Annotated in this window: 26 protein-coding genes, 1 pseudogene and 1 riboswitch; of the genes and pseudogenes, 17 read left to right on the forward strand and 10 right to left on the reverse strand. The window is 44.1% G+C overall.

All coding sequences use genetic code 11. The annotated features are described in order from the left end of the window. Positions 1-45: 45 nt before the first annotated feature. From C5Z26_RS11600 to C5Z26_RS11615, 4 genes are all read left to right on the forward strand, one after another. Positions 46-1,149 carry a YibE/F family protein gene (locus tag C5Z26_RS11600; protein ID WP_105450189.1) on the forward strand — a complete coding sequence of 368 codons (1,104 nt, stop codon included), beginning with the start codon at positions 46-48 and terminating at the stop codon, positions 1,147-1,149. Next, complete coding sequence (locus C5Z26_RS11605; protein WP_105450055.1) at positions 1,146-1,910, forward strand: YibE/F family protein; 765 nt, start codon at positions 1,146-1,148, stop codon at positions 1,908-1,910. The genes C5Z26_RS11600 and C5Z26_RS11605 overlap by 4 nt, the downstream gene beginning before the upstream one ends. 53 nt (positions 1,911-1,963) lie before the next feature. Further along, on the forward strand, positions 1,964-2,545 hold the full coding sequence (locus C5Z26_RS11610; RefSeq protein ID WP_105450056.1) for a GNAT family N-acetyltransferase: 582 nt from the start codon (positions 1,964-1,966) through the stop codon (positions 2,543-2,545). Positions 2,546-2,631: 86 nt separating this feature from the next. After that, the gene (locus C5Z26_RS11615) at positions 2,632-3,303 is read left to right on the forward strand and encodes a histidine phosphatase family protein (RefSeq protein WP_105450057.1); all 672 of its coding nucleotides are present in this window, start codon (positions 2,632-2,634) and stop codon (positions 3,301-3,303) included. A gap of 70 nt (positions 3,304-3,373) precedes the next feature. Here the strand turns inward: C5Z26_RS11615 and C5Z26_RS11620 are convergent, their stop codons facing one another. From C5Z26_RS11620 to asnB, 3 genes are all read right to left on the reverse strand, one after another. After that, positions 3,374-4,855, reverse strand: coding sequence for a UDP-N-acetylmuramoyl-L-alanyl-D-glutamate--2,6-diaminopimelate ligase (locus C5Z26_RS11620; RefSeq protein WP_105450058.1), 1,482 nt, complete (start codon positions 4,853-4,855; stop codon positions 3,374-3,376). A 274-nt stretch (positions 4,856-5,129) separates the two neighbouring features. Continuing rightward, positions 5,130-6,335: an aspartate kinase gene (gene dapG, locus C5Z26_RS11625; RefSeq protein WP_105450059.1), complete on the reverse strand. Its 1,206-nt coding sequence runs from the start codon at positions 6,333-6,335 to the stop codon at positions 5,130-5,132. Positions 6,336-6,340: 5 nt separating this feature from the next. After that, complete coding sequence (asnB, locus tag C5Z26_RS11630; protein ID WP_105450060.1) at positions 6,341-8,242, reverse strand: asparagine synthase (glutamine-hydrolyzing); 1,902 nt, start codon at positions 8,240-8,242, stop codon at positions 6,341-6,343. A 522-nt stretch (positions 8,243-8,764) separates the two neighbouring features. On the opposite strand from asnB, the gene apf reads away from it, so the two are divergent. After that, positions 8,765-9,364 (forward strand): aggregation-promoting factor, encoded by a 600-nt coding sequence (gene apf / locus C5Z26_RS11635; RefSeq protein WP_105450061.1) that lies wholly within the window; start codon positions 8,765-8,767, stop codon positions 9,362-9,364. Positions 9,365-9,449: 85 nt separating this feature from the next. On the opposite strand, the gene C5Z26_RS11640 is transcribed toward apf, so the two are convergent. Together C5Z26_RS11640 and C5Z26_RS11645 are read right to left on the reverse strand one after the other, a co-directional pair. After that, positions 9,450-9,776, reverse strand: coding sequence for an AzlD domain-containing protein (locus C5Z26_RS11640; protein ID WP_105450062.1), 327 nt, complete (start codon positions 9,774-9,776; stop codon positions 9,450-9,452). Continuing rightward, a complete protein-coding gene (locus C5Z26_RS11645; RefSeq protein WP_105450063.1) occupies positions 9,773-10,474 on the reverse strand; it encodes an AzlC family ABC transporter permease in 702 nt (233 codons plus the stop codon). The genes C5Z26_RS11640 and C5Z26_RS11645 overlap by 4 nt, the downstream gene beginning before the upstream one ends. Before the next feature lie 182 nt (positions 10,475-10,656). On the opposite strand from C5Z26_RS11645, the gene C5Z26_RS11650 reads away from it, so the two are divergent. Then, the gene (locus C5Z26_RS11650) at positions 10,657-10,875 is read left to right on the forward strand and encodes a helix-turn-helix domain-containing protein (RefSeq protein WP_105450064.1); all 219 of its coding nucleotides are present in this window, start codon (positions 10,657-10,659) and stop codon (positions 10,873-10,875) included. A 139-nt stretch (positions 10,876-11,014) separates the two neighbouring features. Here the strand turns inward: C5Z26_RS11650 and C5Z26_RS11655 are convergent, their stop codons facing one another. Continuing rightward, positions 11,015-11,734 carry a DUF4811 domain-containing protein gene (locus C5Z26_RS11655; RefSeq protein WP_105450065.1) on the reverse strand — a complete coding sequence of 240 codons (720 nt, stop codon included), beginning with the start codon at positions 11,732-11,734 and terminating at the stop codon, positions 11,015-11,017. Further along, positions 11,731-13,206 (reverse strand): MDR family MFS transporter, encoded by a 1,476-nt coding sequence (locus C5Z26_RS11660; protein WP_105450066.1) that lies wholly within the window; start codon positions 13,204-13,206, stop codon positions 11,731-11,733. The genes C5Z26_RS11655 and C5Z26_RS11660 overlap by 4 nt, the downstream gene beginning before the upstream one ends. 130 nt (positions 13,207-13,336) lie before the next feature. Here C5Z26_RS11660 and C5Z26_RS11665 point away from each other — a divergent pair, with 130 nt between their 5' ends. Next, the gene (locus tag C5Z26_RS11665; RefSeq protein ID WP_105450067.1) at positions 13,337-13,792 is read left to right on the forward strand and encodes a MerR family transcriptional regulator; all 456 of its coding nucleotides are present in this window, start codon (positions 13,337-13,339) and stop codon (positions 13,790-13,792) included. 413 nt (positions 13,793-14,205) lie between these two features. Here the strand turns inward: C5Z26_RS11665 and C5Z26_RS11670 are convergent, their stop codons facing one another. Then, complete coding sequence (locus C5Z26_RS11670; RefSeq protein ID WP_105450068.1) at positions 14,206-14,550, reverse strand: hypothetical protein; 345 nt, start codon at positions 14,548-14,550, stop codon at positions 14,206-14,208. Positions 14,551-14,792: 242 nt separating this feature from the next. Between C5Z26_RS11670 and C5Z26_RS11675 the strand changes: the two genes are divergently transcribed. The 4 genes from C5Z26_RS11675 to C5Z26_RS11690 all read left to right on the forward strand — a co-directional run bounded on the left by C5Z26_RS11675 (position 14,793) and on the right by C5Z26_RS11690 (position 17,273). Further along, positions 14,793-15,440: a metal-dependent transcriptional regulator gene (locus C5Z26_RS11675; protein ID WP_105450069.1), complete on the forward strand. Its 648-nt coding sequence runs from the start codon at positions 14,793-14,795 to the stop codon at positions 15,438-15,440. 257 nt (positions 15,441-15,697) lie between these two features. Then, the gene (locus C5Z26_RS11680) at positions 15,698-15,898 is read left to right on the forward strand and encodes a cold-shock protein (RefSeq protein ID WP_024624485.1); all 201 of its coding nucleotides are present in this window, start codon (positions 15,698-15,700) and stop codon (positions 15,896-15,898) included. 166 nt (positions 15,899-16,064) lie between these two features. Continuing rightward, positions 16,065-16,808 (forward strand): threonine/serine exporter family protein, encoded by a 744-nt coding sequence (locus tag C5Z26_RS11685; protein WP_105450070.1) that lies wholly within the window; start codon positions 16,065-16,067, stop codon positions 16,806-16,808. A gap of 12 nt (positions 16,809-16,820) precedes the next feature. Beyond that, entirely contained in the window at positions 16,821-17,273 is a 453-nt protein-coding gene (locus C5Z26_RS11690; RefSeq protein WP_105450071.1) for a threonine/serine exporter family protein, read from the forward strand. Between the two features lie 69 nt (positions 17,274-17,342). Here C5Z26_RS11690 and C5Z26_RS11695 read toward each other — a convergent pair whose 3' ends face one another. Then, entirely contained in the window at positions 17,343-18,359 is a 1,017-nt protein-coding gene (locus C5Z26_RS11695) for an LCP family glycopolymer transferase (RefSeq protein WP_105450072.1), read from the reverse strand. A 271-nt stretch (positions 18,360-18,630) separates the two neighbouring features. Here C5Z26_RS11695 and C5Z26_RS11700 point away from each other — a divergent pair, with 271 nt between their 5' ends. Continuing rightward, positions 18,631-19,293: a phosphatase PAP2 family protein gene (locus C5Z26_RS11700; protein ID WP_105450073.1), complete on the forward strand. Its 663-nt coding sequence runs from the start codon at positions 18,631-18,633 to the stop codon at positions 19,291-19,293. 56 nt (positions 19,294-19,349) lie between these two features. Here C5Z26_RS11700 and C5Z26_RS11705 read toward each other — a convergent pair whose 3' ends face one another. Next, complete coding sequence (locus tag C5Z26_RS11705; RefSeq protein ID WP_105450074.1) at positions 19,350-20,147, reverse strand: lp_1002 family arylesterase; 798 nt, start codon at positions 20,145-20,147, stop codon at positions 19,350-19,352. Between the two features lie 60 nt (positions 20,148-20,207). Between C5Z26_RS11705 and C5Z26_RS11710 the strand changes: the two genes are divergently transcribed. The 5 genes and pseudogenes from C5Z26_RS11710 to C5Z26_RS11730 all read left to right on the forward strand — a co-directional run bounded on the left by C5Z26_RS11710 (position 20,208) and on the right by C5Z26_RS11730 (position 25,905). Continuing rightward, entirely contained in the window at positions 20,208-20,783 is a 576-nt protein-coding gene (locus C5Z26_RS11710) for a GNAT family N-acetyltransferase (protein WP_105450075.1), read from the forward strand. Further along, positions 20,770-21,294: an Rrf2 family transcriptional regulator gene (locus tag C5Z26_RS11715; protein WP_105450076.1), complete on the forward strand. Its 525-nt coding sequence runs from the start codon at positions 20,770-20,772 to the stop codon at positions 21,292-21,294. The genes C5Z26_RS11710 and C5Z26_RS11715 overlap by 14 nt, the downstream gene beginning before the upstream one ends. Before the next feature lie 188 nt (positions 21,295-21,482). After that, positions 21,483-23,165, forward strand: a complete 1,683-nt coding sequence (gene alsS / locus C5Z26_RS11720; RefSeq protein ID WP_105450077.1) for an acetolactate synthase AlsS — start codon at positions 21,483-21,485, stop codon at positions 23,163-23,165. Between the two features lie 59 nt (positions 23,166-23,224). Then, a riboswitch (Lysine riboswitch) is annotated at positions 23,225-23,409 on the forward strand. Positions 23,410-23,544: 135 nt separating this feature from the next. Further along, positions 23,545-24,992, forward strand: a pseudogene (locus C5Z26_RS11725) (amino acid permease). A gap of 163 nt (positions 24,993-25,155) precedes the next feature. After that, a complete protein-coding gene (locus C5Z26_RS11730; RefSeq protein ID WP_234005691.1) occupies positions 25,156-25,905 on the forward strand; it encodes a M15 family metallopeptidase in 750 nt (249 codons plus the stop codon). Positions 25,906-25,926: the final 21 nt, after the last annotated feature.

The following is a 25,926-nucleotide window of genomic DNA, read 5'->3' on the forward strand; positions in this document are numbered from 1 at the left end:
AAGCTAAAAGCAGTACGAGCGAAAAGGGTGAAGAATGTGAAGCAGATGAGACTAAAGTGTGGGGGTCGCTGGCTAACGTTAGTGGTGATTTTATTAGGATTGATCGGGGTTGGACTGACCCGAGTGGATGCTAAATTATATCAGCAAACGGTTGGTCAAGTGACGAAAGTTCATGCAATTAATCGGACGACCAGCACGGATGAATTTGAGAATAAAGATGTGACCTATACGCAGTGGGTGACGGTGAAAGTATTGAATAACGGGCATCGTGGTCAAAGTTATCGGTTAAAAAATACGTATACGACGTCTAAGGCGATGGATCAAGCTTATCACGTTGGCAATCAAGTATTTTTACGAATTCCTAGTGATCAACATAGTTCTGTGACGTTGCAAGGATTAAAACGGGATACGGCGTTGGCTGCCGTTGTTTGGTTAGCAGTGGCGTTATTGCTGTTAATTATGCGTTTTAGTGGCTTTATGGCGCTATTAAGTGTCAGCTTAAATGCTGTCCTGTTTTATGGTGCCATCCAAATTGATTTAATGACCAATGGCAATCATTTATACTGGTTGTTTGGCATTTTAGCGCTGATTTTTGCGGTGTTAACGTTGTTTTTGGTGCTTGGATTTAGTCGCCAGATGTTAGTGACGCTTGGCGCAACAGTTGTGGGGACTGGGTTAGCTGTGATCATCAGTCTGATTGTCTTTAACGTGACGCATGAACGTGGGATTACTTATGAATCAATGCAATATGTCACGCAAGTTCCCCGACCGCTCTTTTTAGTGGAGACCGTTTTAGGGTCTTTGGGAGCGGTTATGGATGAATCAACCGATATTGTCGCATCGTTATTTCAATTGCGAACTGAACGACCGACGATTGAAGCACGGCAGGTCTTTAAATCGGGCATTCAAATTGGCCGGTCAATTATGGGACCCTTAATCAATGTGCTATTTTTAATTTTTATGGCCGATACATTTGCCATGACCTTATTATATTTGCGCAATGGTAATAATTGGGGCTACACGTTTTCGATGAATATGTCGTTAGGAATGGTCCAAAGCCTGATTTCCGGAATTGGCATCGTGCTCGCAATTCCCGTGGCGAGTTGGCTAGCGAGTCAGTTAATGCCGAGGGAGGTGACTGCACAATGAGTACCATTACGGTTTTAGGCCTGGTCTTATTTGCGTTGATGACCTTGGTGGGCGGCAAGACTGGTGCCACTGCTTTTTTAAGTCTCATTTTTAACTTTGGGTTATTATTCTTAGCGGTCGTCTTTATTTCCTGGGGCTTGCCAGCAATGGGGGTTTCATTAGTCATTGGCACGATTATTTTAGCGTTCACGATTTTCTTTGGCGAGGCCAATGAGGTCGCGGCCAAAACGGCCTACATTGCCGCCTTAATTGTGATGGTGGCGTTGATTTTAATTATCTTTCCCGTTGAACATTGGATTATGGCCCAAGGGTTTAGTCTTGAAGATAGTGAAGACCTAGAAGGGATGTCATTAACGATTGGCGTGTCTTTTGTGGGCGTCGCCATTACCGAAGCCATATTAAGTACGCTAGGTGCGATTGCGGAAGCGGGGATTGCAATTGCGGCCGGGTTGAGTGAGATTATTGAACAACATCCAAACGTCACGACGGCGCGACTTTACATTGATGGTATTAGTATTGGCAAACAAATTATTGGCACGACATTTAATACGCTATTTTTCGGTTTCTTTGGGGGCTTTTTAGCCTTATTTATTTGGTTTTCTGGCTTGCATTATTCTTTTGGTAGTGTGATTAATAATAAAATTTTTGTGGCGGAAGTCATCATGGTTTTATTTGCGCTAATCGGTGTCATTCTCACGGTACCAGTCACGACCTGGGTGATGACGATTGAACATCGGCACGCAACTAAGCTAAAGGGTTGACGGTGTTTGGTAGAATTTGGTAAAGTGACTTTAAAATTGATGGAGGTTATTGCATGAAAATTCGGCAGGCTCAGCCACAAGATAGTGCCCAAATTGCACCCTTAATCGCGATTATCTATCGTGATATGGCAATGCCCGTATTAAAAGATGTTTCAACTACCGCATTACTAGCGATGTTAACGACGCTGTACGCCTTACCTGAGAACCTAAATGGTTTGGCACAGACGTTGGTCATGGTTGACGATCATGATCAAGTTAGTGGGGTAGCATTTGGTCATCCGGCGGCTAATGAAGTGGCTGTTAATGCGTGTTTGAAAAGTGTTTCCGCGGCGGCAACGGGCTTTACGGCGCCATTAGAACTGGGCGGCGAAACGCGGCCCGGTGAATGGTATCTGAGTATGTTAGCGGTCGATCCAAAGCGACAAGGTCAAGGCATTGGTAGCCAATTATTAGCGGCGTTACCGGCCGTTGCGCAGGCACAAGGCTTAACGAAGCTGAGCTTAAATGTTGATGAGGGTAACCCTAAGGCAGCTAAGTTATACCATCGGCAAGGCTTTGTGGCTGACGGGCAGTTAATGATTGGCGTTCATTCATATCAACATATGATTAAGCCCATCGCCCCAGCAAAGGACTAAAAATTTGGCTCATGTTGGTTTTTACTAATTAAGCGAACACGGGTAAAATAGGTTTTAATGATGCAGTGAGGAAGGTTGTTAAGTCAATGCAGATCTATTTTGTGCGGCACGGTCGTACCCAGTATAATATTGAGCGTCGGTTTCAAGGCGGTTCCGTTAATTCGCCGTTGGTGGCAAGTGGGATTGAAGGTGCCCAAGCGGCAGGACGCTATTTGAGTGACGTTCAGTTTGCCCAAGTCTATAGTAGCCCGCAATTGCGGGCGCTTAAAACGGCGGAATATATTACGGCCGCTAACCAGTGGCAACCGGCGATTAAGTTGGATCCACGGTTGCGAGAGCTAGATTTTGGCACATGGGATGGGCAACTTGAAAAAGATGTTGAACCTAAAGAACAGTTGGACTTTGTGATTCATCAGCCGGAGCGCTATCAACCAGAATTAGCGGGTGGCGGCGAAAGTTACGCTGAATTCGTGCAACGCACAACGGCGGCCGTTCGTGCAGCGGTGGCGACTGCGGGGGTGACAAATCCGCAGCCCATTTTGATTGTGTCACATGGGTTAGTGACAATAATGACCATTAAAACGTTGATGGGCATTCCAATCGCTGACTTGCGTGCACCGTTAGTTATTAACGGACAGGCGTTAACGACAGTGGGGCATGGCATCGTGGACAATGATAGTCTGACGATTGTTGAGACGCAGGATAATCAAAAATTCACCATAAAAACTTGGAATCAAACCGATTACTTAGATGACTAGGCTTGATTAATGACTATTTAAAAGGCGCACACGAAAAAATCGTGTGCGCCTTTTAAATTGAGCAATTAAGTTAGTCCACAGTTGGCTTTAAAGCTAAAGCTTGCGCTGCTTCTTCACTGTCATCAAAATGATGTTTAGTGCGACCAATAATTTGGTAATCTTCATGACCTTTACCAGCGATTAAAACGACATCGCCAGGTTGGGCTTGCGCGATGGCTTTGGCAATTGCCACGTGCCGATCAACATAAACGGGGACTGTCTGGTCAGGGACACCAGCGACCATATCTTGTAAGATCATTTCGGGATCTTCGGTTCGCGGATTGTCAGAAGTGAAGATTGGCTTCGTACTCCGTTCAACGGCAATTTTAGCCATTTTCGGCCGTTTGCCTTTATCACGATCACCACCGCAACCAACGACGCAATAAATATCTTGTTTGGCAAAGTCTTGAATCGTTTCTAAAGCGTTCAACAAGCCATCTGGGGTGTGGGAGTAATCAACAATGACACTCACACCGGTATGTGATGGAATCGCTTGGAAACGACCTTTAACACCGGCAACTTTTTCCAGTGAAGCAATAATTTGGTCCTCTGGCAGTCCACTGGCATAAGCCGCAGCGAAAGCAGCTAGCATATTGTAGACATTAAATTGTCCAATGAGTTTCATGGTGACATGCGTGACATGACCGAAGACGGACAGGTCAAATTCTGTCCCGTGACTCTTGATTTGAACGTTTTGCGCATTGATCATGGCATCTGGCTTTAAGCCGAAACTGAGCACATGGGCGGCGGTATATTGTTCGAATTCACGGCCAATTGGATCGTCCGTATTTAACACGGCAACTTTAGCGGTCCCATTAGCATCGTATTTATTGCCCAATTGTGCAAAGAGCATGCTTTTTGCTTGGGCATAGTTAGCCATGGTTTTATGAAAGTCTAAGTGGTCTTGCGTTAAGTTAGTGAAGACTGCAATATCATAATCAATCCCCCAAACACGACCTAAAACTAGTGCAATTGAAGAGACTTCCATGGCAACTGTTTCGACGCCGGCATCGCGCATTGCTGCTAACGTTCGTTGCGTGGTGATTGCGTCTGGTGTGGTGTTGGCAGTTGGCAATTTTTCATCTTTAATTTTACGATACATCGTGCCAATCAAGCCGGTTGCTTGTTTTTGATCACGATAGATTTGTTCGATTAAGTGGGTGACCGTTGTTTTACCGTTAGTCCCGGTTACCCCAATCATCCGCATCTTTTGGCTAGGCGCGCCATAAAAGACATCCGCTAAAATCGCCATTGCCCGTTCAGTATTTTGAACATAAACGACTGGCACACTGACCTGAATGGGCTTTTGAGCCACAATTAATTGTGCGCCTTGTGCAACGGCTTGTGCGACTAAGTCATGGCCGTCAACGTGGTAGCCAGCGACAGCCACAAAGACAGCACCAGGTTTGATTTCACGGGTATCTTGCGTTAATAAAGTCACCTCAAAATCGGTGGTTAACGCGGGTTGGACTTGTTTAAATTTTAAGCTGTTAATTAATTGACTTGCTTTCATTAATTTTTACGTCCTTTTCAAATAAAATACGCTAATTTACGCTTTCTAGGATACCATGCAATTGCGTGAAAAGTCACCCGTTGACCTTAATTTCTAGTGGGTGGTTGGGTCGTAGCTGCACTGTCAAGTTTTGAAGTGAGACCAAAGCTACTGGTTATCGTGATATTTGGTTGCCGTTTTTCGAACAACGGCTGACCGAAATTTTAGTTGCCAATTAAAAAAATCCCGCCGTTACCAAGTTCGTAAACTTGATAATGACGGGATCCTTTTTTGATTATTTTTCAACGCCTAAGAATTCATCATGAAGGGCATTCATTGCGGCTTTTAAATCAGCTTGCTTAACTAAAACCCAAATAGTGGTATAGCTATCAGTTGATTGTAAAATCTCGATATGTTGGGTGCTTAACGCTGTGACGATGCGGGCAGTGACGCCCGGTGTCCCAGTGATACCAGCACCAACCACGGAAACTTTCGCACAGTCGCCGATGGCTTGACAATGAACATGAGCTTTTGTTAATAACGCAGCTGCCACGTGGGCATCACCGTTCACCAAATTAAAGACGACCTGATGTTGGGTAATATTAATGAAATCCACGCTTAAATGATGTTGCGCCATTAACTGAAAGATCTCACTCGAACTTAACGTATCCGTTGGCACTGTAAACTGCGTTAGATTGGTCTGATGAGCAATCCCAGTTACCGTCCGATAGTGTTCAATCTGAGTGGTCGTGCGGTCAGTGACCAAAGTTCCCAGTTCATCGGGAGCCTGGTAGGTGGACCGAATTCGCATCGGCACGTGAGCTTGTTCAGCAATTTCAACGGCGCGTGGATCAATCACCTTAGCGCCTTCATGAGCCATGTTAGCCAGTTCTTCATAGCTAATGGCTTCAATAAAGCGGGCATGGGTGACTAGGCGCGGGTCAGCGGTCATCATACCGTTGACATCAGTGAAAATATCAACCCGCTTGGCTTTAAAAGCCGCGCCTAAGATTGCCGCTGATGTATCGGAACCGCCCCGACCAATTGTGGTGATATGACCGGTTTCGGTGGCACCCTGAAAACCAGTGACCACGACCACGTCGGCGTCTTTAAAAGCGGCTTCAATTGGCTGGGTATTCACCCGTAAAATCTTAGCATTTTGAAAGTCGTCATTCGTCACGATACCGGCATCTTGTCCGGTCATTGCCAAGACATTGAGGCCTTGTTCACGAGCGAGTTCAGTAAAGACAGTTGTTGAGATTGTTTCGCCAACAGAGACCAGCATGTCGAGTTCACGGTCGGTTAAGCGGGATTGGTCACCATGGACCAATCCGAGTAAGGAGTCCGTCGCGTAGGGCGCCCCTTTACGACCAATCGCCGAAACGACGACAATGACTTTATCACCTTGGTCAATCGCATATTGCACGTGTTTTAAAGCTTGTTTACGTGACGGTTCATCCTTAACCGAAGTCCCGCCAAATTTTTGAACAATAATTTCCATCAGCTTTATGACTCCTCAAGTTGACTAGCATGGGCATTTGCCGTGGGACTATCCATTAAGGTATCCGCTTCAACGTAGATTTTATGCCACATCATAAAGGTCAGCACCGTCCATAATTTACGTGAGTTATCACGGACGCCAGCACGATGGTCAGACAAGAGCTTCAAGAAGTAAGCCTTATTGAAGTATTGATCAGTTTGAGAATCGTTAATAATCTTTTCTGCCCAAGCGTACATCTCATCTTTTAGCCAGAACCGGATGGGTACTGGGAAACCGAGCTTCTTGCGATGCAAGACATGTTCAGGCACGACATCTTCAACGGCTTTACGTAAGATATACTTCGTAGTGCCATGACTGATCCGAAGATTTGCTGGAATTTCAGCGGCCAAGTTGTAAACTTCACGGTCAACAAATGGTGTCCGGAGTTCCAAGCTATGGGCCATCGTTGTCCGGTCGGCGTTATGCAATAAGTCACCGTTTAACCAAGTGTGCATATCGATGAACTGCATTTGACTGATCGGGTCATAGTTTTCAGATTCATCGTAGAATGGTTGGGTGATTGATTGGAACGGATGTTTCTGATTGTAGTCTTTAATGAAGGCTTGCTTTTCTTGTTCGCCAAAAATAAAGGCATTCCCAACGTACCGGTTTTGTAAAGGCGTGGTACCACGTAGTAAGAATGACCGGCCACGCATACCTTCAGGCATCATGGTCGCAATTCGTTTGAGGGCACCGTTGATGGGCTTGGTATACCGGAAAGGCTTCAAAGATTCGGGTTCGTGATAGATGGTGTAACCACCAAATAATTCATCCGCACCTTCACCGGTTAAGGCTACTTTGACGTGCTTGACAGCTTCTTTGGCTAAGAAGTACTGCGGCACAGCGGCCGGATCAGCCAAGGGATCATCCATACTCCAAACGAAGTGTGGGAAAGCATTCATAAAGGCTTCTGGTGTAATCAACATACTGTGATTTTGAACACCTAGCTTTTGAGCAGTTTCTTGGGCCACATCTAATTCACTATAGCCTTCACGTTCAAAACCGACGGAAATGGTTTCCAACTTAGGATTATAGTTTTTAGCAATAGCCACAATAATTGACGAATCAATCCCACCGGATAGGAACGACCCGACTGGCACGTCCGAGCGCATATGAATCTTAACGGAATCGAAGAGGGCGTCTTTGATTTTTTGCGCATATTCAGCTTCGCTCCGTTGTACCGGGTGAAATTCACGATGGTAGTAACGATTAAGCCGTGGTGCGGCGCCAATCTTCTTGGTTAAGGAACACCCAGGAGCCAACATTTTAATTTCTTTAGTTAACGTTTCGGGTTCGGGCACGAATTGGAACGTCATATAATCTTGCATGGCGTTTTTATCAAAGGTCTTGTCTTTGAGAATCTTATAGATGGCTTTACTTTCAGACGCATAGTAGAAGTCATCGTCTTGAATCGCATAATAAAATGGTTTGATGCCAAATTGATCCCGAGCCGCAAACAAGGTCTTTTCTTGCTTATCCCAAATAACAAAGGCAAACATCCCACGTAAGTATTTAGTGGCGTTTTCTTTATATTTGGCATACATGCCAAGAATAACTTCAGAGTCAGAATTAGTTTTAAAGTCATAACCGTCGGCTTTAAGTTGTTCTCGTAATTCAACGTAATTGTAAATTTCACCATTAAAGGTCATCCAGTAACGTTCATGGTCATACGAGAGTGGTTGGTGACCACCAGCTAAATCAATAATACTTAGCCGTCGAAAGCCCATTGTAATGTTATCATCAGCGAAGTAACCATCGTCATCGGGGCCCCGATGGACAATCATCTTCGTCATTTCGTGGATGGTCTGATCGTAAGCTGCGTTATCCGCTTTCGTCCGATCAGTTAAGCAACCAGCAAAACCGCACATGTCTGTTCATCTCTCAATCTTAAGGTTTAAATTTTAAAGTACTCAATCAGCACTTAGGTTTTGTTGTTAATTTACCTGATTCCTAATATGAAGTAAAGTAATCTAGCGAATTATAACCGTTTCTTACCGAACTGCCATCATTTTTTTGAATAATCTGAGTTGGTTTGACTATTAATAGACTAATAATTCAATGATTTGCAAAACTTATGAGTACACTTTCATTATTATACTTGCTTTCTGGAATAAGATAAAGCCGTTCAAGGTATTCACCATGTTTGCTACGTAAAATAATTTTTATAAGCTGAAATGTTAGTTATTTTCACACCCCACTCATTCCAGCCTTAATATTACGAAGTATTACATAAAGCCGGTTTTATTACAAGCAATCACCTAAATAGTAATCAAACTGCTATTGCCTTGTTACATTGAGTCCGTATACTTAGCTTCTGTTGTTAAGGCCAGCAATCCGTTGGGTGCTGGTCAAAGGAAACTATCAAAAATTACAGGAGTGACGTTATTCATATGAAGATCAAAAATTTATTATTATCCACAGTGGCTGCGACTGGACTACTAGTTGTGACAACGACCGCAGTTAATGCTGATACGATTACTGTCAAAGCTGGCGATACGGTGAGTGCCATTGCACATGCCCATCAAACGACGATTTCAAGTATTGAAACGGCTAATTCATTAGCCAATGTTAACTTGATTTATGTGGGCCAACAATTGATCGTCAATGGGACCACTGCAGTTGCTGAACCGACTCAAGCGACCGCAACGCCTAGTCAAGCTCAAAGCCCAGCAGTCGCACAACCAGCAACTCCTAGTGCACCAGTAGTTGCAGAAGCGCCAACTAGTGCGCCCGCAACCACAGCACCGGTCGCAGAAACGACGAGTAATTCAGATAGTGCAGCCAAAGCTTGGATTGCCAACAAAGAATCCGGCGGGTCATATAGTGCTCGTAATGGACAATATATCGGTAAATATCAATTGAGTGCCGCTTATCTAAATGGGGACTACTCAGCAGCCAATCAGGAACAAGTTGCCAATAACTATGTGGCTTCACGTTACGGTTCATGGACTGCTGCGCAAAGCTTCTGGCAAGCAAACGGCTGGTATTAAGCTTAGCTCATTAGTTGATACAGCTCAAAGAGGTGCGAGACGATTTTGTCTCGCGCCTCTTTATTAGGTCACGGTTTAGGTGCGGTTAACTGAAACCGATAAAGCGAAGGGCCGCCATGGCTAATACGCCAGTCACAACGACGGCCAGTAAATTTTTAGTCAGGATACCAGCTAAAATGGCGGGGAGGGCCGCCAAACTATTCGCCAAATTAAGACTCGGCCAGTGGCCAGCGTGATAAATAAGTAAGTTTTCAATGAAAATAGCGGTCATAATGGCAACCGGCACGAAAGATAAAAAGCGGATGACGCCGGCTGGGACGGTTAGATTCTTAATAATGGCAAATGGTACCACCCGAGTTAACCAGGTCACCAGCCCACACAGTAGAATTGTGACGAAAATATAAGTTGTCATTTGGGCGTCACCACCATGCCGAAAGCGCAGCCTAATAGTGTTGCGATTAATAAGGCGATGTTTCCTGGGACCCAACGCATGAGTAAGATCATCATGAGAGCCACGAATAGGACGACGAGTAGTTGGGTTTTAAGTGGCTTACTGCGATCCGTAATGAGTTGCAAGTACAAGAGGCCGATAAACATGCCAACAACGGCAAAGTCGAGGCCAAATTGATCCGGATCCGTAATGAGATTGCCAAGTAAACAGCCAGCGACGGTCGCAGCTGCCCAGACAAAATAAGCGACTAAATTGGCGGCATGTAACCAGTTAGGCCGTAACTTTTGATGGGTAAGATTGACTTTGTTCATACTCAGCGCAAAAGTTTCATCAGTTAGTAAGGTGCCCAAAGCCAGATTTTGCCAGAGGGAGTCGTGTTTGAAAAATTGAGCAATGGATAAACTCATCAACATCATGCGAGAATTGATGAGCCAAGTGGATAAGACAATTGCCGAAATTGGACTGCCTGCTAAGAGCATGCTGACCATAATAAATTGGGCTGAGCCAGCATAGACAATGAGGGACATTGCTAAGACGGCTAGGACTGATAGGTGACTTGTATTAGCGACAATGCCCATGGCGAGTCCAACCCCGATGTAGCCAAAGACGGTTGGTATCACGTCTTTTAGCCCACTCCGAAAAGATAAATTAGCAGTCACAAGGTTAGCTTCCTTTCCTAATTAAAAGTTGTAAGTTACAGTGTACACGTTTTGGTGAAAATAATGAACAAAATTATCATTCAATTTTAATGATGACGTCAGGAAAATATTACTTGCATTTATTTTGACGCGGGCGTAACATAAGCACATTGATTTTTTGAAAGGACAAATGGTGAGGGAAAATGACTCTGGAACAATTAGCAGCCCGTAGTGGGGTTACTGCTGATAAAATCGTCGCTTATACGAAGGCCGGCTTATTGCCTTGTAAAGATGAACACGCGTTGTTTAGCGTTGACGATCAATATTGGCTAGATATGGTCAATTGCTTCTTAGAAAATGGCTCATCCGTTGAGGACTTAAAAGATTTGATGCCACTTTGCGAGCAATGTGCAACAAATTAGTTCAAAATTAGGATTGCAATCATGTTAAACGCAGATTACTGAGAATTAATCAGTAACCTGCGTTTTTTGGTCTTTAAAGCCGTTGTCAGTGCAACTAAAAGGGGTGTCCGGTAAAGTTACCGGACACCCCTAATCATTACTAGTGGCTTTGTTTAACGGTTTTAATCATGCTTTGTAAAGCACTAGCTTGATACTTTGCTGCAGCTTGCTTTTCAAGTTGGGCTAATTGTGTTTGTGACAGTGATGGATTTTTGACCATCGCTGCTTTAACTTCATTAGCGACGTAAACTTTTGCGCGGGCTTTTAATGTCTTTTGTTGTTGTTTAACTAACTTCGTCAATTGTTTAGCTTGCGACGTACTTAAAACGACCCATTGCTTCCCAACGTAGAAGTGATTTGTCCGTTTAATTAATTGGTTATCATTGTCAGCAATGCCAAACCAGAATTTTGCGGCCTTATTTTGATAAACCCAGCGCGTGGTTTTAGTAACGAGCTTAGGGGTACCAGCGGTCGTTTTTACCTGATTCGTCGTTTTAATATTGGCTGGTGTATGACTAACCTTTTTTTGATTAGTGGTGGTTTTGTAGATGTAAACGCGATTTTTATCAGCTGTGCCGACGGATTGATACAGTAAGAGATCCATCTGGCTACTGCCGGCTGACTTCAAAGTCGTTGTCTTAGTTGTTGTGACTTTACTCATGCCAAGATGGGCACTGTCGTTACGAATCACTAAGACTAAGGAAGCGACCACAAGGACGACCAAAACGGTGACTAAACCTAACTGGAGTTTCGAGCGGCGCATGTAAACGAAACTGAGGAATAGGGCAATCGTACTAAGAACTAATAAGACTAGAATCATTGTGCATCACCCGCCTTAGCTGGAAGTTTAGCTGAGTGGGTGTTATCTTTCAAGAAGAAAGCGACCACTAAGCCAATGACACAGAAGGCTACGGCAACAATAAAGGCTGCATGGTAACCACTTAATGTGGCATTTAAATACTTATCTTGATAAGCCAATGGTTGGCTCTTAAGCAAACTGTGAACTGGTTTTTGGGCAGTCGTGACATTAGATAAGACGGACGTTAAGATGGCCGTTCCAATTGAACTGGCAATCTGACGGGTCGTATTATTAACGGCTGTCCCGTGTCCCATCATATCAACTGGCAAAGCGTTCATCCCAGAAGTTGTGGCTGGCATCATAACCATTGAAATACCGAACATCCGTAAAGCATATAAAATCACGATATAGACGGTCGCAGTGTTACGGGTTAAGAACATAAATGGAATCGTTCCAGCGGTTAAGAGGAACATCCCTAAGATGGCTAAGCGGCGTGCCCCGAACCGGTCAAAAGCTTGACCAGTAATGGGACTCATAATCCCCATCATCAAGGCACCAGCTAATAAAGTTAGGCCAGATTCAAAGGCAGAGAAGCCGTGAATAATTTGTAGATACAGCGGAATGACCATTTCGGCACCGACCATCGCCATATTGGTGACGGAACTTAAGACAGCGGCAACCGTGAAGGCGGCATGTTTGAAGACCCGGAATTCCAAGAATGGTTTTTCCATCGTCAATTGACGCCAAACAAAGAGCACGATAAAGATAATTCCGAGAATGATGCTCGTTAAGACTTTCGCAGAAGTCCAACCGCTATCACCAACGGATGAGAACCCATAGAGTAAGGTCCCAAAACCAATGGTAGACATCACCAGTGAGGCAAAATCAAGTTTTGGTTTTGAGGTTTCTAAGACGTTAGCCATGAAGAAGAAGCCGGCAATAATGACCACGGCCACGATTGGAATAATTAGGCCGAATAAATCACGCCAGCTTAAATTATCAATGACCCAACCAGAAAGTGTGGGTCCAATCGCAGGAGCTAAGCCGATAACAATTCCGGCCATCCCCATGGCGGCACCACGTTTGTTAGCTGGAAAAATGGTTAACATAATTGTTTGCAATAATGGCATGGTGACCCCAACCCCAACCGCTTGAATTAAGCGACCAGTTAATAGTAACTGGAAATTAGGGGCGGTAAAACAAATAATCGTACCGATTTCAAAGATTGTCATCGCTGATAAGTAGAGCCACTTGGTACTAAAGCGGGTACTTAACCAAGCGCTAACCGGGATCATAATCCCGTTCACCAGTAGAAATCCGGTTGTAAGCCATTGGACGGTTGAAGTAGTGATATCGAATGCCTTCATCAAAGTTGGAAAGGCAGTGGTTAAAATAGTTTGGTTGAGAACCGTACAAAAGGTTCCCACCAATAATATGGCAATCAGCAAGCCGCGGTTATAGGGCTTGCCATTTGCATCAACACTCGTTGACATTGAATCCCTTCTCTCTAAAAAATGTACGTTGTCTAATATAGTCGGATTTGATGTCTTTGTCAACAAACTTGACATTAATATCAAAAAATATATACTGAATATTGAAAATGTTAGAAATGGGGGCAAGACTGTGGATGATCAAGACGAAGCATTAGTAAGGCGATTAAAAGCTCAATTTAATGCGCACCAATTTGAACTTGGCATTAGTGATTTATCAAAAGGAACGGGGGTTTCTCAGACCCAATTACGGTATTGGGAACAAAAAGGGTATATCTATAGTAAAAAGATGGCCGAAAAAAATGCTGCCCATCATTATTCATATGGGACGTTTATGCGGGTCCACTTGATAAAAGCCTTTTTGGATGAGGGGTTTACGTTAGCAGCGGCGGCTAAAATGGCGGCTGATCGACGCAATCGTTTGGATATGATGCGGTTGTTTACAGTAAAGGCGCTTCAAGGAATCGAAGAACGCGATGGCCATCATATGCTGAATTTGGGTTACTTTGATGAAGCTAAAACGCAAGTGTTATATGGTTATCTGGTGAATGATGAAGTTCATTATCGGGTTTACCCAAGAAATAAGTAGGTTTTAGCTGGCTTCTAGCTTGTGAAACCGATTAATTAATGGTAAATTAAGATTGGTAAGTGTCGGTAAGTCATTTGGACAATCAAGTTTCCCGCTCGTCAATCGATCTTATGGCTGGATTGACCGTTGTGTCATGTTGGTCGTGTTTTGAAGTTTAACTTTGTAAAAGGATTTACAACAGAGCGCGAAAGAGCGCAGAGATGCCTGGTTTTAATCAGGTAGTGATCGTGCATAAAAACAACGTGTTATTGAATCTAGAAGTAGTGTTCAATTGTCCGGTGATGATACTTACCAGTGGGGCCCAAGTGATGCGGGAAAGCTTGGGTCTTTTATAGTACCGTTGGTGAGACTAAAAAAGCCATTAAGTGTGACAACACACTCAATCGCTTTTTCAACTTAAAGCTTACTGATTATTAAGATGTCGCGACCTGACTGAAATGACTAGCGTACCATTCATTCCAAGTGACGGCTGGATTGCCACTGGCAAAGTAAGCCTGATCGAGTTTGTCGATTAGGTGGAGATAGTCAGCGAATGAAAAAGTAACACTATCAGCTAGTCGTTGTGCCCTGGTCATGAAGCGGGTTAATGCGAGATGTTCGTTAATGTCAGTCATATAACTGGCAACGTCGTAATCAGACATTAATTCTAGATTGTTGGCATCATATAGCCGTTGATAGAACTTAGCAAAAGCTTCAACAGCTTGGTGTTGTAGTCGACCATTAAGTTGGGTAATTGATAATTGAGCATCATTAGTCACGATGCGGTTCCTCCTTAGTATTGAAACACGGTCCCCGATAAAAAGATTTAAAACGGGTGCAAACTCCAAGGCCTGAGTTTGCGCTACAATTTAATTATGGCACGATTAGGCCCACTTTTCAAAAGTTTACTAGCTTGTACGTGAATTGCGTGGTTAGTGGCGAAAGTTTGTTAAGTGTAGTACGATAGTTGGACTAATGTGTTGAAATGGACAGATAAATTTAGTTGAGGTGACGAATATTCATGACCCCCATGAAGGAAGATTACTTAAAAATTATTTTCGAACTTGGTGGTACAAAGAAAAAGGTGTCCAATAAGCAGATTGCTTTGAGTTTGGACATTGCAGCTGGTTCCGTAACGGAAATGGTTGGTAAATTAGTACAAGAAGGTTTGGCTAAGCATACGCCTTATGCTGGTATTTCATTAACTAAAAAAGGCATTCGGTATGCTGAAACCTTGGTTCGTAAGCATCGTATTTGGGAAGATTTTTTAGTGGATAAGCTAAATTATGAGTTACCCGATGTGCATACGGAAGCAGAAGTTTTGGAACATGTGACCAGTGAACGGCTGGTAGATTCCTTAGAAGCTTATTTAGGTCATCCGACTTATTGTCCCCATGGTGGGGCGATTCCAGATAAAGATGGGCACTATAAGGAAGACAGCCATACCACGTTAGCAGATACTGAAGATGGTACCGTGGTCAATGTCGAACGGTTCATTGATAACCATGATTTACTCGTTTATTTGCATGGGTTAGCGTTAAAGATTGGGCAAACTGTGCAAGTTATGAAGCATGATCCATTTGAAGGCCCGGTGACGATCGAAGTACAAGCGACGGGACAACAAATTCCGGTCAGTTATAAGGCGGCTCACAACATTTTTGTGAAATAAATTAAATTAATCGTATTATAAGTCAGTTTTACTAAAGGGTTGTAACGCGGTGGGACAGGCTTTCGCCAATAAAGCTAAAGAAATTTAGGAAATATGCGTGATTAGCTATCCTTTTCGAAAACAATATGCTACAATTGTTCTTGTAGCTTGGTTAGGTAATTTTGGTCAGATCGTTTCAATAAACTATCCCCATTTGCACCGAATCATGATTTACATTAATTTATATGTGCAAAAAAGCACTAGGAGGATTTTTTATTATGGAACATGGAACAGTTAAATGGTTTAACGCCGACAAGGGTTTTGGTTTTATCACTCGCGAAAACGGTAGCGATGTATTCGTACATTTCTCAGCTATCCAAGAAGACGGCTTCAAGACTCTTGAAGAAGGCCAAGCTGTAGCATTCGACGTTGAAGAAAGCGATCGTGGCCCACAAGCAGTTAACGTTACTAAAGACTAATTAACAGCTTAAACGGCTAATCTCTAATTTATTAGAGGTTCTTCAAAAACCCGGTTATGGAAGGAAACTTCCGTGGCCGGTTTTTTCGTCGTCTCATCAAAATAATGGTTGGTTTTAGGGTTGAGTTAGCTTATGATATTTGCAAGTGCAAAAGGGGGTGCCGGTCATGACGGCGGATGAATTAATAATTGCAACATGTTTGAAAGCTGGCAAAATTATGGTTGAAAATGGCTCCGAAATTTCGCGGGTGGATGATACCATGATTCGCATCGCCCAAAATGCTGGGGTGATTCAGGCCAATACATACGTGACGATTACGGGGGTCATGATGTCGATTCAAGGACGCAATGCCACCCAGATAGCGGCCATCACCCAACGGACGATTGATTTGGAAAAAGTTGCGCAAGTGAACCAATTATCGCGAGCTTTTGCGGCACAAACGTTAGATTTGCCCGGCCTATATGCGGCCTTAAACGATTTGGATCAAGCGTCACGTTCATTTCCATTATGGTTACAACTGGTTGGGGCCGCCTTAGTCAGTGGGCCGCTAATGATTATGTTTCGACAAGAAACGGTGAATACCTGGCCTACTGTATTGATTGGAACGCTGGGGTACCTCGTCTTTTATTTATTGAATCGCTATTTAAAGATCAAGTTTTTGAGTGAACTAGTAGCGGCTTTGTTTATTGGGATAACAGCCGAATGGGTCTGCCAACTTGGTTGGGGAACGACGATTAACGATATTATCATTGGCGCGTTGATGCCATTAGTGCCTGGTGTCCCATTAACTAATGCAGTCCGTGATATTTTAGCCGGTAATTTTGTTAGTGGACCAGCTCGTGCGGTGGAAGCCTTAATTAGTGCGGCAGCATTGGGATTTGGGATTGCAGTTATTATTACGATTTTTTAAGGAGGTCCGCCCATGCATATTGTTGGTCAACTGGTGTTAGCCTACTTAGCCGTTTTAGGATTTGGTTTAATTATCAATATTCCTCGCCGCGCATTGAATCTGGCGGGCTGGATTGGTACCTTAACTTGGGGTTGTTATTTGATTGTGCAAGCCGCTGATGGTGGCGTTGTTTTAGGAAGTTTTATTGGGTCAGTCGGCATTGGGGTCCTCAGCAATTTAGCGGCTCATTATAAAAAAATGCCATCTATTATTTTTAATATTCCGAGTTTGGTGTCGTTTGTGCCCGGGAGTCAAGCGTATCAAATGGTTCGCAACTTTGCCCTCAGTAAGTACAGTGTCGCCGTTGGGTTCATGTTACAAGTCGTCGTCATTACAGGTGCGATTGCCTTGGGGTTTCTGATTGCAGAACTATTGAATCGGTCGATTGCTTTTTGGCTGTTGCAAATGCGACGATTACGACGATGAGGGATTGCCATTTTAGGACAGTAAAAAGGCTTGGGTTTTTGCCCAAGCCTTTTTTAGTGATCAGTTGTTTTATTTACCGTACAAACTCCCGGTAGTGGCGGCTTTAAGATCTAATGACTTACGTAAAACGTTAGTAACCCGTTGCTTTTCAGTCTGGGAAACAACTTCGAAGGATTGACCATCGATGTTTTTGCCAGTGCCTTGTGCATGGTCGGAAACGATGTTCTTAGTTGCTTTGCGGTAGTTAGAAACGATGCTAGTTAAGTTACCAAAGGTCAAATCAGTTCGTGTTTGTTTGGCAATTGACTTCAAGAAGTCTTGCTTCATTAAGTTAGTTGCACTAGAACTTTCACTGATAATAGCGGTAATTAACTGCCGTTGGCGTTGTTGCCGACCATAGTCACCTAAAGGATCATCGTAACGCATCCGTGAGTAGGCCAAAGCTTTAGCCCCGTTCATGTGGGTCTTGACGCCTTTGGTGAACGTATAGCCTTCATAGGTAAAGGTTCGGATGGGGGTAATGTCGATTCCACCAATTTCGTTAATAACTTTTTTCATCCCACCCATGTTAATTAAGGCGTAGTAATCTATTGGCACGTTTAGCCAGTTTTGGACTGTTTTAATAGTGGTACCCGCACTACCATAAGCGTAGGCGGCATTTAATTTAGCTGGAAAGTCTTGTTCAAAGCCAGAAATTGCAACTTCTGAGTCACGCGGTAAACTCATTAAAGTCGTGGTCTTAGTCTGTGGATTGATGGTAGCGACGATCAAGGTATCGGTCCGTCCTTTGTAATCCCGTCCTAAGGCCCCAGTATCCGTACCCAATAATAAGATTGAGACGGGCTTCTTACCATTTAATACGGCGCCAGTATCACGCGTCTTCTTGATGCCACTGCTTTGATAAACAATCTTGGCGGCGCTTTTAGCGTTGAAATAAGTTCGAGCAGCAAAGGCACCAATGCCGACTAGCAATACGGCAATGATAACTAAGATGGTATTACGAACAGGGTGCCGTCTTTTTTTCTGTGGACCTTGGCCCCCAGACTTTTCTTGGTGTAACTGTGAACGACTTGGCATTTCTTCCATGAACTTTCTCCTCCAAAATGATTGCATAAAAAACTATCCATAGTTTAGCATTTTTTCACGCTATCGGAAACTAAATCCAAACCATGATAACGATAAAAATGTCACTTTAGTTAATCATAACGGTTTTAGCGCGTGAAAATGATTAATTCATGATTTCTTTGGGCTTTTTTAATGTTCACGAACAAATTGTTGGACTTATTTCAGACAATGATGGGGTTATGGTATAATTTTGTTAATTATTAATTATTAATTGATGGGGGTTCTAGTTTTGATGATCGATAAGTCGCGAAGTCGGCCGATCAAGTTTGTCGTGGGGGTCATTTTATTTGCTTACCTAAGCTATTTTATTAGTGAAGGGGCCATTGGGATTGATTTATTGGACGCTGGGGTGACATCACTGGTGACAATTAAAGTTAATGGCTTTTTTACCGGTAGTTTTAAGCTGATTTCTTGGCTTGCATCACCAGGCCGTGATATTTTGTGGCTAGTGTTGCTGTCATTCTTACTGTACGGCTTCAAATATAAAATTCAGGCCTTTTGGTCGTTAGGGTTAATGGCCGGCGGGGTTATTTTAGATTTTATTTTCAAACACCTCGTTGCGCGGGCTCGACCGATTGACCATTTGGCAGCTGATAGTGGCTATAGTTATCCGAGTGGTCATGTCATGGGAACCTTTTTGTTAGTAACAGTTATTATTATATTTGTCGTACCGGAGTTAGCCAGTTATCGCTGGGCACTAGTCCTTAAATGGGCTAGTATTGTTTGGCTCTTGTTAGTCATGATTGCGCGTATTTATATGCAAGCTCATTATCCAACTGATACCCTTGGGGCAGTTTTATTAGGTTGGATTTGGGTGGAAGTCATGGAATGGCTATATGTGTTATATGCTCGGAATTTATTACGTTGGCAATTGTTCTATCGTTCCTACCTATAGAATCACTTAAAGCGACTTACCTTGACAAAGTTTTCAAGGTAGTCGCTTTTTTTTAGTCATTTGGCTTGCATGGTCAGCCACTCCAAGGCAAGGGTGAACCAATGGGCGACATGTGGTTGATTAGCCGCCGGTCGCCAGGCTGTCTGGGCGTTAGCTAAAGCCAACCCGTGCGGACCGTGTTGAAAAACATGTAGTTCGTAAGGGATTTTAGCGTGCGCCAAAGCTTGCGCATAGGCTAATGAATTAGTCGCTGGGACTAATGGGTCATCCGCAGTGACCCAAATGAAAGTCGGTCGATTAGTCGTCTGAACGTGCTGGTCGGCGGCGAGTTCAGTGGGATTGGCCGTCCATGTGGCTAAGGTCGCTGAATCAGCAGGGTAGCCGTATTGCGGGTTAATCACCGGGTAACTTAAAATGACGGCTGCCGGTTTGAGTTGATCAGCGGTTGTGTTTAAAGCGGCTGGTAACCAATCGTGCCAATAGTCATTATATAAGGCCACAACATGACCACCGGCACTGAAGCCGACTGGCGTAATTTGCTGAACATCTAACTGCCAAGCGGTGGCCTGTTGATGCAAAAATTGAATGGCACGACCAAGTTCTAATACAGGAGTTAGCCCGAGTGGCTGCACGTCCGTTAGTAAGGAATATTGTAAATAAAAAGCTTGATAGCCATGGTCGGCAAAGGCCAGGGCTAAGGTTTCAGCTTGTGCAACTGGGATATGAGTATAGCCACCCCCAGGGACAATAATAATACTCGGATAGTTGGTTGTGCGTTCAGTTGGCGCAGCGGGATGTAAAAAGCCAGTTAGTTGGGCATCACTACCAGTTAATTTGTGTTGAATCACTTGCATGCAATCACCTCTATTGATATGGTTAACATAACTAGTATAACGCAAACGGGGTGGGAACTAATGCCAATGACAACGGCTGATTTACATAATGAACAATTAAATTTACGCCCATTTACAATGGCTGATGGGGCGGATTATTATGCGTTAGTCCGAGAAAAATCGGTGGCGACTAACGCTGGTTTTACACCGGTCGCTGGCTTGATGGAGGCCCAATATTTATTAAAACGGCAGCTAACATCACCACAACTTTTTGCAATTGTCTTACGAGCAACTGGTAAAGTGATTGGCAGTATTGGGTTGTACGAGCGAATGAACGCCCAAGGTGAACCGGCACCCAGTCAAATGGATCTGGGTTACATGTTGAACGTGGCCTACTGGCATCATGGCTATATGACGGCTGCCGTGCACCTGCTGCAAAAATATGCCTTTGAAGCCTTGGCCCTAAAACGACTAACAGCGAGCTGTTTGCAAGCTAACGTTGCGTCAGCCTTAATCTTGCAACACGCTGGTTTTCGGCAATACGACCAAGTGACACATCCAGCGTACGCTCAGTTTGGCGCGGGGCAAACGGAATTGTTTTTTGAGAATGTTCCGACTAAGTCAACGACAGGAGATGAGCACGATGCAACTCGCTAAATCATTTGAACAAGCGGCTTGTATTTTAGTCTTATTAGCCACCCAACGGCCAGATATTCCGTTGACTGCGGATGTTATTCATGAACGGATTGGGGGTTCTGCAACTTATATCCGAAAAATCATTCGTAAACTGGTCGTGGCTGATTTAGTCGCATCAACGAGTGGCAATAACGGTGGGGTTCAATTAGCACGCTCGCCAGAAACGATTACGATTAAAGATGCTGTGTTGGCAATTGAAGGGCCTTTGCATACCTTTCCCGACCATGGTTATTTTGATCAAGTCTTTAAGGACGTTGAACCGGTAGCAGACGAGGGCACTAAAGTGGTTAATGCGATTTTTGCGCAAGCGGATGAACGATGGCTGAGCTTCTTAGCACAACAAAAAATTGCGACGCTGATCAAAGAGTTATTAGTGGTCAATCAGATTCCAGTCTTAAATTGGACCAATCAATCGGAGAATAAAATGGCACAATTAAATGAAATTTTGGCACATTTACGGCCGACTAAGTGAGATAAGCTACATACTTGGCTGAAATTGTATCCGGTTTCAGCCGGATGCGTCGATTAAGCCGGGGTGGACCGCGTTTTTGGTGACATAATGATTCAGAAACTTTTTTTCACAAGTGCCAAAACGCTGTTATTACGGCGTTATCTGTGATATTCTAACAATAACTTTCACAAAACAGGAGCGAAATAAAAATGGCAGATAAGAAGTATTATGGGGCCGACGCAATTGTCGACAGTCTTGCGAATCATGACGTCAAGTATGTTTTTGGGATTCCCGGTGCTAAGATTGATCGGGTTTTTGAACGACTTGAACATCCAGTTAACCCGAAGAGTCCCAAGCTAGTCGTCACGCGGCATGAGCAAAATGCAGCCTTTATTGCAGCTGGCATTGGTCGGATCACTGGGAAACCCGGCGTGGTTTTAACGACATCTGGACCAGGGGCCAGTAACTTGGCAACTGGCTTAGTGACGGCGACGGCCGAGGGAGACCCCGTGTTGGCCATTTCTGGGCAAGTCCAACGAGCTGATTTGTTACGGTTGACCCATCAAAGCATGGATAATGCGGCTTTATTTGAACCGATTACAAAGTATAGTGCCGAAGTCCAAGAACCCGGCAACTTGTCGGAAGTCCTTGCGAATGCCTATCAAGAAGCAACTGCGGCCAAGCAAGGCGCCAGCTTCGTCAGTGTACCGCAAGATGTTACGGATTCGATTGTGCGGACGCCGGTGATTGAGGCGTTACAAGCGCCTAAATTAGGTCCTGCAAGTCCGGTTGAAGCAACGTTGTTAGCGCAAAAGATTAAAGCTGCGAAATTACCAGTATTGTTAGTTGGAATGCGGGCATCCTCGCCAGAAGTCACCCAAGCAATTCGTAATTTGGTGACGGCGGCCAATCTGCCAGTGGTCGAAACGTTCCAAGCAGCGGGCGTCATTTCTCGTGATTTAGAATCACAACATTTCTTTGGTCGCGTGGGCTTGTTCCGCAATCAACCTGGGGATATGTTGTTGAAGAAGTCTGATTTGGTCATTGCAGTTGGGTATGATCCAATCGAATATGAACCACGTAACTGGAATGCCGAAGGTAAGTCGCGCATTGTGGTTGTCGATGACATGCGCGCTGAAATTGATCATAACTTCCAGCCGGAGACTGAATTGGTGGGGGATATTGCCCAAACCTTAGACTTCTTATTACCTTATATGAAGGGCTACGATATCAGTGATGCGGCTAAAGACTATTTAAAAGAATTACAAGAGAAATTAAAAACGCGCGATTTTGTGCCGAATATTGATGAAAGTTCGGCCTTGAATCATCCGTTATCGGTCATTGCCGCCTTGCAACAACGTGTGACGGATGAGATGACGGTGACCGTGGATGTCGGTAGCTTCTACATCTGGATGGCCCGTCATTTTCGGAGCTACGAACCACGGCACCTCTTATTTAGTAATGGGATGCAGACGCTAGGGGTCGCTTTACCTTGGGCGATTGCAGCAGCTTTAGTTCGACCGAAGACGCAGATTGTATCGGTGTCAGGTGATGGCGGCTTTCTTTTTTCGGGTCAAGAACTTGAAACGGCAGTGCGCTTGAAGTTGAATATCGTTCATTTGATTTGGAATGATGGCAACTATGATATGGTCAAATTCCAAGAAGAAATGAAGTATGGTGAAGATGCAGCGGTTAGTTTTGGGCCGGTTGATTTTGTAAAATATGCTGAGAGCTTCGGTGCTACTGGGTTACGGGTCAATAAACCTAGTGAGTTAGAACAAGTTTTAGATGCTGCTTTTAAAACGACTGGTCCGGTCATTGTGGATATTCCAATTGATTATTCCGATAATCAAGCTTTAGGACAAACAATGTTACCAGATCAATTTTATTAAGCTACAACGGCTTAACGGAGTTGTCAAACCTAATTGGGTTTTGTATAATGGTTGAGTATATCGAAAGAAGAGGACGCGATTAACAAGAGTAACTGATTGGAGGCGGGTAACCGCTGGGGATAATCAGTGAAAGGGGCAATCGCCGAAATGGTTCCGGTTGTTACTGGCTGGACTGTTGGGCTTTGGTTGAATAAATCAAGGACTGTCGCAACTTAGGTTTAAGTTGCGGGGCGCTATCGACGATGAAATCAGCATTAACAGGCCATCTGATTTAAAGTCTTTTTGCGCACATTGCGAAAGGACTTTTTTATTTTGGTTTTGAAAAACTGAATCGGTGTGAACACTTTTAGATATAAATTAGATTTTTGGAGGGTGCCGCATGGCAGAAGAACAACATCACGAGGTCCATCGTGATTTAAAGACGCGTCATTTATCAATGATTGCGTTAGGAGGCAGTATTGGGACGGGGTTATTTGTGGCTTCCGGATCCGCAATTTCAAGTGCTGGGCCGGGCGGAGCGTTACTCGCATATGTTGGTATTGGAATTATGGTTTACTTCCTAATGACCAGCTTGGGCGAAATGGCGACTTATTTGCCAGTATCAGGGTCATTTTCCACATATTCAACCAAGTTTGTCGATCCCGCACTAGGCTTTGCCATGGGTTGGAATTATTGGTTTAATTGGGCCATCACGTTAGCAGTGGATATTAGTACTGCCGCCATCGTCATGCGATTCTGGCTCCCCAACGTGCCCGGTTGGATTTTTAGCCTCATCGCATTAGTCTTGATTTTCATCATCAATGCGTTGTCGGTCCGTTCATTTGGCGAGACTGAGTATTGGTTGTCTTTGATTAAAGTGATTACCGTGCTGGTTTTCTTGGTTGTTGGTGTCTTAACGATCTTTGGCATTATGGGCGGTCATGCAACTGGGTTGAGTAACTTTACTTTCAAAAAGGCCCCATTTGTCGGGGGAATTCCGACGATTTTGAGTGTGTTTGTTGTTGCTGGTTTTTCGTTCCAAGGGACGGAATTAATCGGGATTACCGCGGGCGAATCCGCGACCCCCGAAAAAAGTATCCCAGCGGCGATTAAACAAGTTTTCTGGCGCATCTTACTGTTTTATATTTTAGCAATTTTCGTGATTGCAGCGATTATCCCATATACGTCGAAAGATTTATTGGGGTCATCAGCCAGTGATATTGCGATTAGTCCCTTTACCTTAGTCTTTAAACGGGCCGGCTTGGCGGCAGCTGCAAGTCTGATGAATGCAGTAATCTTAACTTCGGTTTTGTCGGCTGCCAATTCTGGGATGTATGCCTCAACACGAATGCTATATTCATTGTCGTTACAAGGCTATGCCCCAAAACTTTTGGGCGGACCAATCGCCATGGTATTCCGATGATGGCATTACTCGGGACAGCGTTTGTCGGACTCTTAACCTTCCTGTCTAGTTTGTCGGGGGGCCGGATTTATATCTTCCTCGTTTCGGCCAGTGGGTTAACCGGGTTCATTGCTTGGCTTGGAATTGCTATCTCACATTTGCGGTTTCGTCGCGCCTTTATTAAGCAAGGCCATCAGCTGAGCGAGTTGCGGTATCACGCAAAGCTCTTTCCGTTTGGGCCATTATTTGCTTTTTTCCTCTGTTTAGTGGTTATTGTGGGTCAAGACTTACATTCCTTTGCAACTTGGGATTGGCAAGCCATCGGGATTACTTACATGAGTATTCCGTTGTTTATCGTGTTATTTGTGTATTATAAGATCCGGCACCATACGAAGATGGTGCCCTTGGATCAGGTTGATTTATCAAAACATCATTTAGATGAGTAACGAATTAGGATTGGAACCGCGGTTTCAATCCTTTTTTGTCCAGCACAGGTCACCAGAAAAGCTTAAAATTATCGCAAAAAAGTCATGTTGTGCGATTGTACCCGGTTAAGTGTGCTAGTCTAAATTAGAAAGGCAGCGAGTGAATATGTTGAGAGAAAGTGTTTTGAAAAGTTTAGCAGTAGTTTCCATCGTGGGAATCCTAGGTGGTTGTTCGGCTACCGGGACGAAACAGAAAAATTCGGCAACTAGTCAAAGTACCACCAAGACCTTAACTAAGCGGCAAAAGTTGATTCAGGCATTACCTAAGGGCGTCAAGTCGACGGATAGTGACTTATTTTTGGTCAATAAGTGGCATAAATATGATGAGTTGACCTTTACCAAAGGGTCGATTAATGGGATCCCCGTCCGTAAATCGGTCGTAAAACCAATGACGGCCTTTTTAAACGGCGCCAAAAAAGCAGGTTACCCGGCAACGATTGTTTCTGGGTATCGTTCAGTGGCTTATCAAAAGCAGGTTTGGAGTGACTCAATTAAGACGTATGAGTCACAAGGTAAGACCGCTAAGCAAGCGTTGAAGTTGACCCAAGAATACGTTGCAGTGCCACGCGGAAGCGAACATCAAACGGGGTTAGCTGCGGATATTATAAATACCAAATGGTTTAATGCCAATGGTAGCCAACTGTTATCATCTTCAGATAAAGCTGCGGGACAAAAGTGGTTGATTAACCATGCGGTCGATTATGGGCTGATTCTTCGTTTTCCTAAGACGGGCGAAAAGTCGACGGGAATTGACTATGAGTCTTGGCATTTCCGTTACGTTGGTAAAGCGAGTGCCGCCTTTATGGTCAAGCATCAGCTAACCTTGGAACAATACGTCGCATTATTGCAGGCACGTGAAAGTGCGACCAAGTAATTCTTGACTAGATATTGCATT

Source organism: Lactobacillus sp. CBA3606 (genome assembly GCF_002970935.1).
Taxonomy (GTDB): Bacteria; Bacillota; Bacilli; order Lactobacillales; family Lactobacillaceae; genus Lactiplantibacillus.